General features: G+C 65.2%; 13 protein-coding genes and 1 tRNA gene. 4 read left to right on the top strand and 10 right to left on the bottom strand.

Annotated features, from left to right (window positions below):
- Position 1 precedes the first annotated feature (1 nt).
- A complete protein-coding gene (locus tag BVH73_RS02150) occupies positions 2–808 on the top strand; it encodes a sulfite exporter TauE/SafE family protein (RefSeq protein WP_079415680.1) in 807 nt (268 codons plus the stop codon).
- Positions 809–1,076: 268 nt separating this feature from the next.
- Here BVH73_RS02150 and BVH73_RS02145 read toward each other — a convergent pair whose 3' ends face one another.
- The 10 genes from BVH73_RS02145 to BVH73_RS02100 form a co-directional block, all read right to left on the bottom strand.
- Positions 1,077–1,835: a c-type cytochrome gene (locus tag BVH73_RS02145; protein ID WP_079415678.1), complete on the bottom strand. Its 759-nt coding sequence runs from the start codon at positions 1,833–1,835 to the stop codon at positions 1,077–1,079.
- Positions 1,832–3,169: an FCSD flavin-binding domain-containing protein gene (locus BVH73_RS02140; protein ID WP_079415677.1), complete on the bottom strand. Its 1,338-nt coding sequence runs from the start codon at positions 3,167–3,169 to the stop codon at positions 1,832–1,834. Before BVH73_RS02140 ends, BVH73_RS02145 begins: the two co-directional genes overlap by 4 nt.
- A gap of 10 nt (positions 3,170–3,179) precedes the next feature.
- Positions 3,180–3,572: a c-type cytochrome gene (locus BVH73_RS02135; protein WP_079415676.1), complete on the bottom strand. Its 393-nt coding sequence runs from the start codon at positions 3,570–3,572 to the stop codon at positions 3,180–3,182.
- Positions 3,573–3,581: 9 nt separating this feature from the next.
- Positions 3,582–4,817 (bottom strand): hypothetical protein, encoded by a 1,236-nt coding sequence (locus tag BVH73_RS02130; RefSeq protein WP_079415674.1) that lies wholly within the window; start codon positions 4,815–4,817, stop codon positions 3,582–3,584.
- A gap of 1 nt (position 4,818) precedes the next feature.
- On the bottom strand, positions 4,819–6,255 hold the full coding sequence (locus BVH73_RS02125) for a cytochrome C (RefSeq protein ID WP_079415672.1): 1,437 nt from the start codon (positions 6,253–6,255) through the stop codon (positions 4,819–4,821).
- Between the two features lie 324 nt (positions 6,256–6,579).
- Positions 6,580–7,695, bottom strand: a complete 1,116-nt coding sequence (locus BVH73_RS02120; RefSeq protein ID WP_079415671.1) for an NADH:flavin oxidoreductase/NADH oxidase — start codon at positions 7,693–7,695, stop codon at positions 6,580–6,582.
- Positions 7,696–7,792: 97 nt separating this feature from the next.
- The gene (gene murI / locus BVH73_RS02115) at positions 7,793–8,593 is read right to left on the bottom strand and encodes a glutamate racemase (RefSeq protein ID WP_079415670.1); all 801 of its coding nucleotides are present in this window, start codon (positions 8,591–8,593) and stop codon (positions 7,793–7,795) included.
- Positions 8,590–8,811, bottom strand: a complete 222-nt coding sequence (locus BVH73_RS02110; RefSeq protein WP_079415668.1) for a cysteine-rich CWC family protein — start codon at positions 8,809–8,811, stop codon at positions 8,590–8,592. The genes murI and BVH73_RS02110 overlap by 4 nt, the downstream gene beginning before the upstream one ends.
- An 11-nt stretch (positions 8,812–8,822) precedes the next feature.
- Positions 8,823–10,349, bottom strand: a complete 1,527-nt coding sequence (locus tag BVH73_RS02105) for a fumarate hydratase (protein ID WP_079415667.1) — start codon at positions 10,347–10,349, stop codon at positions 8,823–8,825.
- A gap of 51 nt (positions 10,350–10,400) precedes the next feature.
- Positions 10,401–11,051 (bottom strand): YqhA family protein, encoded by a 651-nt coding sequence (locus BVH73_RS02100; RefSeq protein WP_079415665.1) that lies wholly within the window; start codon positions 11,049–11,051, stop codon positions 10,401–10,403.
- Between the two features lie 192 nt (positions 11,052–11,243).
- Between BVH73_RS02100 and acs the strand changes: the two genes are divergently transcribed.
- The 3 genes from acs to BVH73_RS02085 all read left to right on the top strand — a co-directional run bounded on the left by acs (position 11,244) and on the right by BVH73_RS02085 (position 14,719).
- Positions 11,244–13,223, top strand: coding sequence for an acetate--CoA ligase (gene acs / locus BVH73_RS02095; protein ID WP_079415664.1), 1,980 nt, complete (start codon positions 11,244–11,246; stop codon positions 13,221–13,223).
- 51 nt (positions 13,224–13,274) lie between these two features.
- A tRNA-Ser gene (locus BVH73_RS02090) sits at positions 13,275–13,365 on the top strand.
- Between the two features lie 160 nt (positions 13,366–13,525).
- A complete protein-coding gene (locus BVH73_RS02085) occupies positions 13,526–14,719 on the top strand; it encodes a tyrosine-type recombinase/integrase (RefSeq protein ID WP_079415663.1) in 1,194 nt (397 codons plus the stop codon).
- Positions 14,720–14,726: the final 7 nt, after the last annotated feature.

Below are 14,726 nucleotides of genomic sequence, written 5' to 3'. Positions count from 1 at the left end.
GATGTGGCTTTCCTTGGCGATTTTTGTGTTGGCCGGTGCCTCGGCCGGTTTTCTGGGGGGGCTTCTCGGCATCGGCGGCGGCTTGCTTCTGGTTGCTGCTCTCAGTTTTGCCTTGCCTGCTCTGGGCATTCCCGCGGATGAGGTCATCCATGTTGCCGTGGCGACGTCGATGGCCAGCATCGTGCTGACCTTCATTTCTTCAGCCACTGCGCACATCAAGCGCGGCGGCGTACTGTGGCCGAGTTGGCGCTGGCTGGCGCCCGGCATGGTGATCGGCGGTTTTTTGGGTGCCCACCTGGCGCAGATGCTCAGCGGCCAGTCCTTGCGCTACGTCATTGCCGGATTCTGCGCCGTCATGGCAGTACAGATGACCCTCGGAAAGGGCAAGAAGGCGGTGGGGGGGCAGGAACACATACCCCGTTCGCCCTGGTTGCTGCCGACGGGCGCGGGCATTGGCGCGGTGTCCTCGGTCGTGGGTATCGGGGGCGGGTCGATGACGGTGCCCTTGCTTGTCGCCCTTGGCGTGCAGCCGGTCAAGGCGGTGGCCACAAGTACGGTTTGCGGTTTGGCGATCGCGATCTCCAGCGCGCTGAGCTACATGCTCTCCGTTCATGCACCCACCCATCCTTTGCCGGCGGGGGCGCTGGGCTATGTGTTTCTGCCCGCTGCGGCGGCCACGGCGGTGGCCTCCATGGCGCTGGCGCCCTACGGCGTGCGCGTCGCTCACCGTATCTCAGGCCCTTCGCTCAAGCGTGTGTTCGCGATCTTCCTGGTTGTCGTCGGCGTGCTGATCGCCCTGGGCGGTTGAGCGCGGTTCTAGGGCCTGTTAACGCTATTTCTGCACCCGCGCCGGGAGTCTGGGCGGAGGCAATGCGAGGCGCAGTCCGCTTGTGGTGGTCTCCACCACAAGCGGACTGCAACGTGGCAGCCCGCCGCCCAGACCCCCGGCCCGACCCAGGCGGGGCCGCTGCGGCGTTGTCGGTGCGAGGCAAGGCAGAAAGCCTTGCCTCGCACCTTCGCCTTGCAGCCCTCCCCGCCTGGGGGCAACGCGGGTGCAGAAATAGCGTTAACAGGCCTTAGTCCTTGCTGTCCGTGGCCGAAGGCGGCAGCGCGGCGTAGTAGCGGGCGATGAGCGTGGCTTCGGCCGGGCTCAGGCGCTGGCTGAACTGGCGCATGCCGTTGTACACGTCGTTGTGCCGTTCGCCCTGGTGGTAGAGCCGCATGGTGCGGATGAAGTAATCGGTGGTCTGGCCGGCGATGGCGGGCGTTGTGCCCCTGCCTTCGCCATGAAGGCCGTGGCAGGACGCGCAGGCGGTGACGAGGCGGGTGGCATCGCCGTGGCGCACGAGGCGTTCCGCCTGCCGACGCTCCGTGGCATTCAAGGGCTGTGCAAGCGCGGCCTGCGCTTGTGGCGCGGTGGGCTTGGGCAGGCTGGCGTAGTAGGCGGAGACGTCGGCGATCTGCTGGGGCGTCATCATGCGGGCCAGATGGGTCATCAGCCCGGCGCGTTCGTCCTCGGCGCGCAGACCGCTGCGGTAGTCGAGCAGCATCTTGGCCGTGTAATCGAAGCGCTGCCCCGCGACGCTGGGCCAGTTGAGCGTCGCGGCGTTGCCGGCCGCGCCGTGGCAGGAGGCGCACATCAGGGTGTCGTGCACCTGCTTGCCCGCAGCGATCTGCCCCTTGGGCAGATGCGCCAGCGTGGTTTTCAAGGTGACGGGACTCCATGGCGGGGCCGTTGGCTGGCCGGGCTCGCTGGCCACGGCGGCGGGGCTGGCGATCAGTGCGGCGGCCACGGCGGCGGCGCGCCATGAGGCGGGAAGGGCAGCGGTGATCATGCGAAGATGTCCTGGGTGAAGGCCTGGATCCAGGCTTGCTGATAAACGGCGGACAGGCGGATTTGCGCGGGTGTGGCGTCGAAGGGCAGGTAGCGCGCCTTGTTGACCCGGCCGATCTTGCCGTCCTCCTTGATCTTGAAGACGTCGGCCACGAACAGTCCGTAGTCTTTGCCGGCCAGGGCGTAGCAAGTGTTTTCCCAGACCGGCGTGCCCGGATCGCGTCCGGCCAGGCCCTCGGTGATGACGCGGGCGACCCATTTGGCTTGGGTGTTGGCCGAGAATCCCGACTTGGGCATGGCGTCGGCCACACTGGCGTCGCCGATGACGTGCACCTCTTTGTGGAGCGTGGACTCGAAGGTGCTGCGATGCACCGGGCAGAAGCCGCTGTCGTTGGTCAAACCGAAGTCGAAGGCGACCTGACCGGCCACCATGGCGGGAATGACGTTGATCACATCGGCCTTGATCGGGCCGCCCGCGGTATGCAGGGTCAGGGTCTTCGCGTCCAGACGCTGCGGCGTGCCGCCGGTCTTGGCCTGAATCCATTCGAGCGCGCAGGGCTGCGATGACGGCTTCAGTTCGGCCTTGATTTTGCCGCGGTATTCGGCGGGGGGCTGGAAGCCATACAGCCGGTTCCATCCCAGCATGGCGGTCTCGTCGGTGACAAAGCTGTCCTTGGGGTCGGCGATGATGACCTTGGCACGCGGGTTGTGGCGACTGAACCATTCGGTCATCAGCGCGGCGCGCTCATAAGGCCCCGGCGGGCAGCGGTAGGGATTGGGCGGCGCGGCGAGCACGAAGACCCCGCCCTCGCGCATGCTTTGCAACTGGCGGGCGAGCAGGGCGGTCTGCGCGCCAGCAATCCAACCGCTGGGTACCTGGGTTTCGGCCAGTTGTTCGCTGTAGCCCGGCAGGCTGTCGTAGCGCAGCTTGATGCCGGGCGAGACGATGAGCTTGTCGTAGGCCAGCACCGTGCCGCTGGCCGTGGTCACGGTCTTGGCGGTCGGGTCGAGGCTGCGGGCCGCGTCGAACACGAACGCCACGCCGTGCTTCTGGCGCAGCGCGTCGTAGCGCACCTGGAGGTCGTCCATGGTGACGTGGCGGTTGAGCACTTCGCTCGAACCGTAAGGCCGGATGTAGACCGGGTTCTTCTCGATGATCGTGACCTGCAGCGTGGGATCGGCCAGCTTCAGATATTTGGCCGCTGTGGCACCGCCCACGCCGCCGCCGACGATGACGATGCGGGCCGAGGCCTTGCCGGCGCGCACGAGGGCGGGAAACGAAGCCAGGCCCAGGGACGCGGCCCCGGCGAGCAGGAATTGACGACGTGTATTCATGGCGCGCTCCTCATTCGGGTTTGACGTTGACGAAGTAGGCTGCCATGGCGTCGATCTCGCCATCGCTGAAGCCTTCGGCCACGTGACGCATCAACGTGGCGGGGCGCTGGCCGCTGCGAAAGTCACGCATGGCCCGCACGAACTGCGCCTGGGGCATGCCAGCCAGGGGCATGAAGGCTGCGGCCTTGAGACGGCCCTCGGTGCCGTGGCAGCCGGCGCAGGTCTGGGCGATCGCCGCGCCGACCGGGGCCGCCTTGGGGCCGGGCGGCAGCGGTGCCGGCGAAGGGGCGGCGGCTGGGACCGGGCTGGTGACCGGCGCTGCGAAGACGGGGGCATGGGCGCCGAGCAGCCCCATCGTGAACACGAGTCCGATCAGGGCCAGGGTAAGGTGGGGAATTCGCATACAAGCTCCTTAGCGCGCCCAGACGACGAAGCCGACCACGAAGAACTGGACGATCCAGACCCCGATCAGCCACAGCGACGCCGTTCCGATGCGGTCGATGAAGGGGGAGGGCGTATAGATCTGTCCCTTGGGAGTCTGACCGACTTTCCAGGCCACGGCGAGGAAGTAGGCCAGGGTGCTGCCGCCGATCAGGGCGAAGGTGGCGAAGAACAGCACATTGCTGTACCAGTCCATGTGAACCGGGTAGGTGAACACGTCGTAGCCATGCACGCCCTTGAGCACGGTCCAGCGCAGCACTTCGCGTAGCGCGGCCACGGCGATCAGCGCCACGGCGCCAAGGGCGAAGGGGGCGTAGCCAAGAGAAGAGTTCAGCGTGCGCGGGCCCAGCAGTGCGGGCAGCAGGACGGTGAGCAGCAGCAGCGCCACGCTGAGCAGCACGACGGGCGAGGTGGCGAAGCTGGCGATGTTGGCCGGCAACGTGCTCATCCAGCCTGCGAACAACGCCAGCGCGATCACGCCGCCGACATGGAGCATCCGGCCGGCGAGTCGCCCGACCCATTGCAGGTAGGCCGCGTCCGCCAGTTGGCCTGCGCCGAGATAGCGGCGATAGGCGAACAGCCAGGCCCCCGAGACCGGTGCGGCCAGGGCGATGAAAAAGCCAAAGCGCCACAGGTTGTAGTCGTGCAGCGTGCGGCCGCTCGGGTCGATCACGCCATTCGGCGCGTACCAGGCCATCCACTTCTCGGGGCTGAGCATCTGTTGCGTGAGCACATGCATGATGAAGCCGACCACGAGAAACAGCGCCAGCGCCGCCACCAGGCTCCAGCCCGAGCGCGCATCCTGCCGGGGGTCTTCGAGGTGGTGATTGCGGCTATAGAAGAAGTACAGCGCCATGTAAGCGGCGATCAGCAACAGAATGAAGCCGATGACCCACCAGGCCGACAGCACATTGCTCGTGTACCAGAAGGGGTCGTAGGTCACCTGCACGAACAGCAGCGGCGCCACGCCGAGCACCACCGCCACCGACACTGCGATCTTGGCCGTGGTGGTCATGGCCGCAGCCAGGCGGCGACGCATGGGGTTGCGACTGAAGGCATTGGCCAGCACGAGCGCCGTGGCACCGAGCATGACCTGGACCGCGGCGATGTGCAGCGCAAAGGTCAGCACGCCCAACAGCAGAAACACGATGGGATGGGACGGCACGCCTGCGACGTCGCGCAGGGCGTAGAGCATTTCGCTGTTCATGTCAGCGCACCTCGAAAGTCTGGGCAGCGGGGGAGGAAAGCGGCTGCGCGCCGGTCTGGGCCAGCGCCGCCTTGTGCTGGATATGCGCCAGTGCCGCCTGGGGTTGTTTCATGTTCACGATGAACACGGCCAGCGCCTCGGCCTCCTCGGGCTTGAGCGGAATCATGGGCATGTACAGCGTGGCGCCCGTGGACAAGGCGCCGCGGAGGTAGTTCTCCACCTCGGCGACGTTGCCGGTGCCGCCGAAATACCGGTGCAGCGGTCGCATGCCTGTATCGCTCAGCGAGTGGCAGTTGGAGCAGGTGGTCAGCGCCAGCGACTCGCCGACTTTGAGCATGTTGTCCGGCGTCACCACGCGCAGGTTGTCGGGGACGAAGACCTGCGATTTCAGGAAGCCGTGCGCTTCGAGCAAGGGCAGCTCGCTCTTGATGTGCATGCCCGGCACGTCGCGACCTATGACCTGATTCGAATAGACATACTGCCCGGCCACCCAGGGTTTGCGGATCGATTCGCGAGCCACCTCCTCGGGCCACAGGCCGAGCACCAGAATGCTCACCGTGGCCACCGAGGCACCCCAGACCACCAGGGTGCGCGACGAAAGCAGCGTCATCACGAAATAGGCCAAGATGCCCAGAAGCACGGTCACGATGGCCGGCTGGAAGTACGACGGCAGGCGGTTGTCCATCACCAGATGCGCCGTTTCCGGCAGCGTGCGCAGATACCACTGGAACAAGGCCGCGCCGGTCAGCGACGACACAATGCCCAGCCAGGCCAGCTTGCGCGTGATCTCCCGTTTGAAGCGCGGATCGGTGATGCGCGCCGCGACGATGCCGCCGACCACGGCCGTCATGGTGAACATGAAGGCCGTACGCATGGCCAGTTGGGCAAAGGTGTTGGCGCCGTAGAAACCATTGAGGTAGCCGCCCTCGGTGAACCAGGCTTCCTTGCCCGGCACCATCATGAACGACAGAATGCCGAGGATGATGAGCATGGTGGTGTACGACGCCAGCCCGAAGATCACGGCGATGCGCATGTGGGTGCGTTGATCCACCCGGCCCACGAGGTAGATGACCAGATAGACGCCCACGACTTCGATGACGAAGAACACCCACTCGGTCGCCCATTTCCATACGAAGCTGTGGATCAGGGCAGAGATGCCGCGCGGGCTGGCCACCGTGGTGGAATACCAGATGCCCGGCCCGGTGATCGAGCCGATGACATACGAGAACACCAGCAGGAACATGCCGTATTGGCGGATGTAATCCAGCAGCTGCGGCTGATTGCGGCGGTAGGCGATGACCGCCAAATAGGCAAACAGAATGGCCGCGCCGACCGAGGTGTGCGATGCCAAGACGTGAATGGTGGCCATGATGCCCACCACCCAACCACTGCCCACTCCCGGTTCATACCAGGTGGGATAAAGCCCGACCCAATCCATCTCGACTCCTTGACGCGGCGCTGCTTACGCCGGGATGTTGCAAATAGCGACAATTTGTTACTGTAGGGAGTATCGGAAGATGGGAGGTGTGGGGATTTAATCTTTGTCAAATTGCACGCCGAGACGTGCAGGTTTTTCTATATGTGCGTGACGGCGGTCACAAAGGGGCCGCACCACGTGAAAAACCAGGGTTTACGCTGATTGCTGCCGACCGCAACCCTTACTCCTGGCGTCGCTATGGGGCGACACTGGACGAAAACGCTTGATCCACAACAAATTGCCGCGGCGCGGCTCGAACACGCCGGGGGTGGCGTGGCCGCTTCTTCAGCGCTGACCGATGGCCGCGTTGGCAAAGACGCCGCGTGCGTCGCGAGGTTCACTGCGCCAGTATTGCGGGGGCACCTTCACCTGAGCGCCGAGTTCGGCGGCGGCGTGCCAGGCCCAGTGGGGATTCCACAGCAGGGCGCGGGCCAGCGCCACCAGATCGGCACGGCCCTCGGCCACAATGGCCTCAGCCTGCCGGGCTTCGGTGATGAGGCCGACGGACAGGGTGGGCAGGGCGGTGGCCGCACGTACCGCCTGGGCCAGCGGCACCTGATAGCCGGGTCCGATGGGGATTTGCTGCTTGGGTGATAGGCCGCCGGAGGACACGTCGATCCAGTCGCAGCCGCGTTGTTTGAGCGCGTGGGCGAAGGCGAGGGTTTGCTCCAGATCCCAGCCGCCTTCGACCCAATCGGTTGCCGAGACCCGCACGCCCAGCGGAATCGCCGCCGGAAGGGCCTCGCGTACCGCGTCGAAGATGTCCAGCGGGTAGCGCATGCGATGGGCCAGGCTGCCGCCGTAGGCGTCGTCGCGCTGGTTGGACAGAGGCGAGAGAAACTGATGCAGCAGGTAGCCATGCGCGCAATGCAACTCGACCGCCTGCAGCCCCAGATCGGCAGCGCGCAGTGCGGCCTGAACGAAGGCTTCGCGAATGCGAGTCAGCCCGCTTGGGTCGAGCGCCTGCGGTGTGGCTTCCTGCGCGCCGTGCGGTACCGCGGATGGCGCCACGGTCGTCCAGCCCCCCTGGGAAGACGGCAGCAGCTGGCCGCCGTCCCAGGGCCGTGCGCTGGACGCCTTGCGCCCGGCGTGCCCGAGTTGAATGCCGATGGGCATGTCGCTGAAGCTGCGCACGTCGTCGAGCACGGCGCGCAGCGCGCTCACGTTGTCGGCCGAGTACAGACCCAGGCAACCGGGGGTGATGCGGCCTGGCGCCTCTACTGCGGTGGCTTCGATGAACAGAAGGCCGGCACCGCTTTGCGCGAGCTGGCCAAGGTGCACGCGATGCCAGGGTGTGGCATTGCCGTCCACGGCGCTGTATTGGCACATCGGGCTGACGACGATGCGGTTGCGAAGCCCGAGGGCGCCGAGGGAGAACGGGGAAAACAGGGAGGACGACATGGGATCTGATCGAGAGGGTGCCGCTGACCGCAGAGTGACGAACGGCGTGAGACGTACGGATTGCCCATTGTCCCCGGCCCTGCGATTCTCTGCAGGCTCACGGCGCTCCGTGCGGCGCTGCCGACCAGCGATGCACCGTGGCGTCCTGCTGAGCACACAGATCCGCCATGCGCCGCAGCACGGCAAGGTCGCCATTGGTGTAGAGGCGGGGAGGTTCGGCCGGTGTCGCCGGCTCGGTCTTCCACAGCCTGGCGGCCTGGCGCGCCACGGGCTCGGCGGTGTCGATCAGATGGACGCGAGGGCCGAGCTCGGCCTGTATGGCTTGGGCGAGCAGGGGGTAGTGGGTGCAGCCCAGAACCACCGTATCGCACTGGGCGGCGTGCAGGGGCGCGCAGTAACGGTGAATCAATTGCCGCAGATCCGGTGCCGCCAGATCGCCACGTTCCACGGCATCGGCCAGGCCGGGGCAGGGCTGCAGCACCGGCTCATCGGCTGACGCATGGGTATGCAGCAGGGCGCGGAACTTGGCGCTGCGCAGGGTGGACGGGGTGGCGAGGACGCCCACGCGCCGCGTGTCGCTGCGGGCCAGCGCGGGCTTGATGCCAGGTTCGATGCCGACGAAGGGCAGGTCGAACTCCGAACGCAGCGCCGCGATGGCTGCCGCGGTGGCGGTGTTGCAGGCCACGACGATGAGACGGGCGCCCTCCTCGATGAGAAAGCGGGTGACCTGGCGTGAGCGCTCCAGCAGGAAGTCATCGGATCGGTCGCCGTAGGGCGCGTGGGCCGAGTCGGCCACATAGATCAACCTGGCCTCGGGCAGGGTTGCCCGCAAGGCCCGCAGCACCGTGAGGCCGCCCACACCGGAATCGAACACGCCGATGCTGGCGGGCTTGTTCATGGGCGCTCGTTGGGGGTCGCGGGTTCAGCGCCCGCGCAGCGCGGGCACAGGCAGGCCAGGCGCTGGCTCGCTTCGGGAATGCGGGCGAGGGTTTGGGGCGCGATGCGCGCCGAGCTGCACCAGCAATGGGACGCCGGGCTGCCACACGCCATCGCGCACGCATTGGGCTGACCGCAGAGCGGGCAGCGGATGGCGTCGCATTCCAACGGGATGCTCATCCGGCATGCGTTCAGGCGGCGCTGACCGGAATCTGCGCGATGCGTGCCTTCCATTCCGCCGGGCCGGTCTGATGGACCGAAGTGCCCTGGGCATCGACGGCCACGGTGACGGGCATGTCCTGCACGGTGAAGGCGTAGATCGCCTCCATGCCCAGATCTTCGAAGGCGACCACGCGCGCAGCCTTGATGGCCTTGGCCACGAGATACGCGGCGCCGCCCACGGCCATCAGCGAGGCGCTGCGGTGTTTCTTGATCGACTCGATGGCCGCCGGGCCGCGCTCGCCCTTGCCGATCATGGCGATCAGGCCGGTCTGCGCCAGCATGGTCTCGGTGAACTTGTCCATGCGGGTGGCGGTGGTCGGACCGGCGGGGCCCATGACCTCGTCGCGCACCGGATCGACCGGGCCGACGTAGTAGATCATCCGGTTGGTGAAGTCGATGGGCAAGGTTTCGCCGCGGGCGAGCATGTCGGCGATGCGCTTGTGGGCGGCATCGCGTCCGGTGAGCAGTTCGCCCGACAGCAGCAGCGTTTCGCCCGGTTTCCAGCTCGCTACTTCATCGCGGGTCAGGGCGTCAAGATTCACGCGGCGGCTGCGCGCGGCATCGGGTACCCAGTGAACCTGGGGCCAGAGATCGAGGCTGGGTGGCTCCAGAAAGACCGGGCCGCTGCCATCGAGCACGAAGTGGGCATGCCGGGTCGCGGCACAGTTCGGGATCATGGCCACGGGTTTGCCGGCCGCATGGCAGGGATAGGTCTTGATCTTCACATCCAGCACGGTGGACAGGCCGCCGAGACCCTGCGCGCCGATGCCAAGGGCATTGACCTTCTGGAACAGCTCGATGCGCAGCTCCTCCAGCTTGGACTTGGGGCCGCGAGCCAGCAGATCGGACATGTCGATATCGTCCATCAGGGCTTCCTTGGCCATGAGCATGGCCTTCTCCGCCGTACCGCCCACGCCGATGCCCAGCATGCCCGGCGGGCACCAGCCAGCACCCATGGTCGGCAAGGTGGCAAGCACCCAGTCGACCAGGTTGTCGCTGGGGTTCATCATGATGAACTTGCTCTTGTTCTCGCTGCCGCCGCCTTTGGCGGCCACCTTTACCGACACGGTGTTGCCGGGCACGAGATTGACGTTGATGACGGCGGGGGTGTTGTCGCGCGTGTTCTTGCGCGCGAAGAGCGGGTCGTCCACGAGGGAGGCGCGCAGCACGTTGTCCGGGTCGAGATAGCCCTGGCGCACGCCGGCATTGACCACCGCATCGAGGCCGTCGTCAAAGCCCTCGAGCCGCACGTTCACGCCGATGTCGAGAAACACGTTGACGATGCCCGTGTCCTGACAGATCGGGCGGTGACCTTCGGCACACATGCGGCTGTTGGTCAGGATCTGCGCCATGGCATCCTTGGCAGCAGGCGATTGTTCTCGCTCATAGGCGCGTGCCAGATGGCTGATGTAGTCGGCCGGGTGGTAGTAGCTGATGAATTGCAAGGCCGAGGCGATGCTGTCCCGCAAGTCGTCGGCGCGAACGGTGGTGGTCATGTTGTGAACGTCTTGTTGTCGTTGAAGGGGAGGGCAGCCTGCCCGCGCCGTTCAATGGGCTTCGTCTGTCTTGACGTGGCCCATCAGCATGGTGCGGGTCATCATCCGGTCGGTGTAGGCAATGGCGATGGCCGAAAGCAGGAACACGACGTGGATGGTGGTCTGGGCCACCAGCGCCTTCACGCTGTAGGCATCGGCATTGATGAAGGTGCGCAGCAGATGGATGGATGAGATGCCGATGATGGCCATGGCCAGCTTGACCTTGAGCACCGAGGCATTGACGTGCGACAGCCATTCCGGCTGGTCCGGATGGCCTTCGAGATACATGCGCGACACGAAAGTCTCATACCCCCCGACGATGACCATGATGAGCAGGTTGGCGATCATCACCACGTCGATCAGGCTGAGGACCACCAGCATGATGGTGGTCTCGGTGAGCTTGGGCACCAGCCCTCCCGCCAGGGCCTGCCCGCCTTCAACGGGCAGGGGATTGCGCACGGCGATGGCTTCGAGCAGATGGGCCAGCGACGCCTGGTTGCCGAACGCCGCCCCGACCAGATCGGTGAGTTCCACCCAGAAGTGAAAGACATAAACCCCGAGCGCCAGGATCAGCCCGACATAGAGCGGCAACTGCAGCCAGCGGCTCAGAAACAGCAGGCGGGGAATGAAGTGGATTTGCGGAAGGTTGGAAGGACGGGTCATGAAGGCTCCAGAAGTGGGGCTGTGGTAAAGGGATTCTAGAAGCCCGTCGTGAGACCTCGCTCCAAGGCCACGAGGGCGCTGCGCTTTTGGAGGGCGAGGCTGCGTCAGGGCTGCGTAAGGGCGCAAAATTCAGATAGCGCTGTTTTTGTCTGCGCCTTTTTGCTGCGATTCCACAAAACGAAGGAGACTGTCATGAGCGATACCCCCGCACATCCGCATGAACGCAAGGTTTATTACCCAGGGCAACAAGCCGTACAGTCCGCCCGCATTTCCGGCATGGATGCCTATCGTGCCCTTTGCGCCGAAGCTGAGGCCGACTACGCCGGCTTCTGGGCTCGCATGGCGCGGGAGAACCTGCTGTGGCAGCAGCCCTTCACCCACGCGCTCGATGACAGCCAGGCCCCGTTCTACAAATGGTTCGACGATGGCACGCTCAACGTCTCACACAACTGCCTGGATGTGCATGTCCAGGCGGGCAAGGGGGACAAGACTGCCATTGTGTTTGAAGCCGACGACGGCGCCATCACCCGGGTGAGCTACAGCGAACTGCTCGACAAGGTCGGCCGCTTTGCCAACGCGCTCAAGTCGCTTGGCGTGAACAAGGGCGACCGCGTGGTGATCTATATGCCCATGTCAGTTGAAGGTGTCGTGGCCATGCAGGCCTGTGCGCGTATCGGCGCCACCCACTCCGTCGTCTTCGGCGGGTTTTCAGCGCAGTCGCTGCGCGACCGCATCGAAGATGCAGGCGCAGTGCTGGTCATCACCGCCGACGAGCAGCGGCGTGGAGGCAAGTCCTTGCCCCTGAAAACCATTGTCGATGAAGCGCTGGCTCTGGGGGGCTGCGATACGGTTCGCCATGTGGTGGTGTATCGCCGCACGGGTGGCCAGGTCGCCTTCAATCCGCCGCGCGATCTTTGGATGCACGAACTGGCCGCGGGACAAAGCCCGGATTGCCCACCGACCTGGGTCGAAGCCGAGCATCCCCTGTTTCTGCTCTACACCTCGGGCTCCACCGGCAAACCCAAGGGCGTGCAGCATGCCAGCGCGGGTTATCTGCTGTGGGCGAAGCTGACCATGCTGTGGACCTTCGACATCCGGCCCGACGATCTGTTCTGGTGCACGGCGGATATCGGCTGGGTGACGGGTCACAGCTACATCGCCTATGGCCCACTGGCCTGCGGTGCCACCGAGATCATGTTCGAGGGCGTGCCCACCTATCCCGACGCCGGGCGGTTCTGGAAGATGATCGAACAGCACAAAGTCACCATCTTCTACACCGCACCTACGGCTATTCGTTCACTCATCAAAGCTGCGGAAACCAATCCGAAGGCCCATCCACGCCATTACAAACTCGACAGCCTGCGTCTGCTCGGCACCGTGGGCGAACCCATCAACCCAGCGGCCTGGGAGTGGTACTACGAGCATATCGGCGGCGGCCGCTGTCCGATTGTCGATACCTGGTGGCAGACCGAAACCGGTGGTCACATGATCACACCGCTGCCCGGCGCAACCCCCATGGTCCCAGGCTCCTGCACATTGCCATTGCCCGGCATCACGGCCGAAGTCGTGGACGAAACCGGCCATGACGTGCCTTGGGGTACAGGGGGCATTCTGGTCATCAAGAAGCCCTGGCCATCGATGATCCGCAACATCTGGGGTGATCCCGAGCGCTTCAAGAAGAGCTATTACCCCGAGGAACTGCGCGGCTACTACCTGGCGGGCGACGGGGCGATCCGCGACGCCAATGACGGCTACTTCACCATCACGGGGCGTATCGATGACGTGCTCAACGTCTCCGGACATCGCATGGGAACGATGGAAATCGAGTCCGCGCTGGTGTCCCATCCACTGGTGGCCGAAGCCGCCGTGGTCGGACGACCCGACGACATCACGGGCGAGGCCGTGTGCGCGTTCGTCGTGCTCAAGCGCACCCGCCCCGAAGGCGACGAAGCACTGAAGATCGCCGCGGAACTGCGCAGCCATGTCGGGGCCGAAATCGGCCCCATTGCCAAGCCCAAGGACATCCGCTTCGGCGACAACCTGCCCAAGACTCGATCCGGCAAGATCATGCGCCGCTTGCTGCGTTCGCTGGCCAAGGGAGAGACGGTCACCCAAGACACTTCGACGCTTGAAAATCCCGCAATCCTCGACCAGCTCGACAAAGCGCATTGAGGCTGCTGAAAAAATGGCGCCCGCGGGACCCTGCTATAGTCAAGGGTTACCGGAGAGATGGATGAGCGGTTTAAGTCGCACGCCTGGAAAGCGTGTAAGGGTTAATAGCCCTTCGGGGGTTCGAATCCCCCTCTCTCCGCCAGAATTGATCCAAGGTAGTCCCTCAAAGCCCCACGCAGTCTCTGCGGCGGGGCTTTTTCATTGGAGAGTGCGTCCATAGTCGTCCCGTTGCATCCGGGGCGATACCATGCCAGCCAGCCGCCAATCGTGGTATCGTCCATGGCATCCAGAAGGGCGATACCATGAGTCTCACCGTGAAGGCTGTCGAGGCAGCCAAGCCGCAGGAGCGGCCCTACAAACTCACCGTCGGCGGTGGCCTGTACCTCTTTGTGGCGCCCACCGGGCTGAAGAGTTGGCGCGCCAACTATGCGCAGAACGGCAAACAGCGCACACGGACCTATGGCCGCTACCCGAACATGACTCTGGCGCAGGCCCGGGCAGCGCATGTGCAGGCCAAGAGCGAGCCGGCCGACGCCGCGGTCGCAGCGCCCGCAGCGAAGGTCGCACCGACATTCAAGACAATCACGGAGCAGTGGCTCAAGATCAAGCTGCCATCGCTGTCCAACGGGAAGCACCAGGGGCAGGTTGCCGGGACGCTGGAGCGCTTCGTGTACCCCGCGATTGGTTCGCTCCCGATCAACCAGATCCCGCGCACGAAGCTCGTTGAGGTGGTGCAGGCCGTGCAGAAGGGCGGCCGCGTTGAAACGGCGCATCGGGTGGCCGGGCGCATCGCGGCGGTGTTCGATTACGCGCAGGATGTGGGCTACATCGAGAGCCACGGTGCTGGCGGCCTGGTGCGGGTGCTGCAGCCGCGCAAGGTGAAAAAGCCGATGGCCAGTATCCCGCCAGGCGAGGCCGGTGCGCTGCTCGCGGCGATCGACGGCTATGAGGAACCGGTCACCCGACTGGGATTGCAGTTGCTGGCCTTGACCTTTGTGCGCGTCGGCGAGTTGCGCGGCATGCGGTGGGCTGAACTGCGCGAGGACGGCGCGGTCTGGGTGGTCCCAGAGGACCGAATGAAAGCGGGACTGCCGCATGTCGTGCCGCTGTCCCAACAGGCGCGAGCTGTGCTCGAACAACTCCGGGTGTTTACCGGCGATCGCGATCTCGTGCTGGACTCACCCCTGCGCCCAGGGCATCCGCTGTCTGAGAACACTTTCCTGTTCGCGCTTTACCGGCTGGGCTATCGAGGCCGGATGACGGCGCATGGATTCCGGGCACTGGCGTCCACGGTGCTCAATGAACAATCTGGCTTTGCGCACGATGTCATCGAGCGCCAGCTTGCGCACCGTGAGACTGACGCGGTTCGCGCGGCGTACAACCGAGCGCAGTATCTTGACCAGCGCAGGGAGCTGATGCAGTGGTGGGCGGACTGGCTGGATGGACAGCGAGAATCATCCTCGCCACTCGCAAACGCCAGCGTTCTTCCGCCTTAGTAGTGAT

The sequence above is a fragment of the Thiomonas intermedia genome (genome assembly GCF_002028405.1).
Classification (GTDB): Bacteria; Pseudomonadota; Gammaproteobacteria; order Burkholderiales; family Burkholderiaceae_C; genus Thiomonas; species Thiomonas intermedia.
The sequence above is the reverse complement of the archived record's forward strand: the minus strand, read 5'-3'. Positions and strand labels throughout refer to the sequence as shown.

Excerpts from the sequence above, each read along its gene's own strand:
- murI (WP_079415670.1), bottom strand. The coding sequence starts at position 8,593 with ATGAACAAGCCCGCCAGCATCGGCGTGTTCGATTCCGGTGTGGGCGGC.
- BVH73_RS02140 (WP_079415677.1), bottom strand. The coding sequence starts at position 3,169 with ATGAATACACGTCGTCAATTCCTGCTCGCCGGGGCCGCGTCCCTGGGC.
- BVH73_RS02085 (WP_079415663.1), top strand. The coding sequence starts at position 13,526 with ATGAGTCTCACCGTGAAGGCTGTCGAGGCAGCCAAGCCGCAGGAGCGG.
- BVH73_RS02125 (WP_079415672.1), bottom strand. The coding sequence starts at position 6,255 with ATGGATTGGGTCGGGCTTTATCCCACCTGGTATGAACCGGGAGTGGGC.
- acs (WP_079415664.1), top strand. The coding sequence starts at position 11,244 with ATGAGCGATACCCCCGCACATCCGCATGAACGCAAGGTTTATTACCCA.
- BVH73_RS02145 (WP_079415678.1), bottom strand. The coding sequence starts at position 1,835 with ATGATCACCGCTGCCCTTCCCGCCTCATGGCGCGCCGCCGCCGTGGCC.
- BVH73_RS02130 (WP_079415674.1), bottom strand. The coding sequence starts at position 4,817 with ATGAACAGCGAAATGCTCTACGCCCTGCGCGACGTCGCAGGCGTGCCG.
- BVH73_RS02135 (WP_079415676.1), bottom strand. The coding sequence starts at position 3,572 with ATGCGAATTCCCCACCTTACCCTGGCCCTGATCGGACTCGTGTTCACG.
- BVH73_RS02100 (WP_079415665.1), bottom strand. The coding sequence starts at position 11,051 with ATGACCCGTCCTTCCAACCTTCCGCAAATCCACTTCATTCCCCGCCTG.
- BVH73_RS02110 (WP_079415668.1), bottom strand. The coding sequence starts at position 8,811 with ATGAGCATCCCGTTGGAATGCGACGCCATCCGCTGCCCGCTCTGCGGT.
- BVH73_RS02105 (WP_079415667.1), bottom strand. The coding sequence starts at position 10,349 with ATGACCACCACCGTTCGCGCCGACGACTTGCGGGACAGCATCGCCTCG.
- BVH73_RS02120 (WP_079415671.1), bottom strand. The coding sequence starts at position 7,695 with ATGTCGTCCTCCCTGTTTTCCCCGTTCTCCCTCGGCGCCCTCGGGCTT.
- BVH73_RS02150 (WP_079415680.1), top strand. The coding sequence starts at position 2 with ATGTGGCTTTCCTTGGCGATTTTTGTGTTGGCCGGTGCCTCGGCCGGT.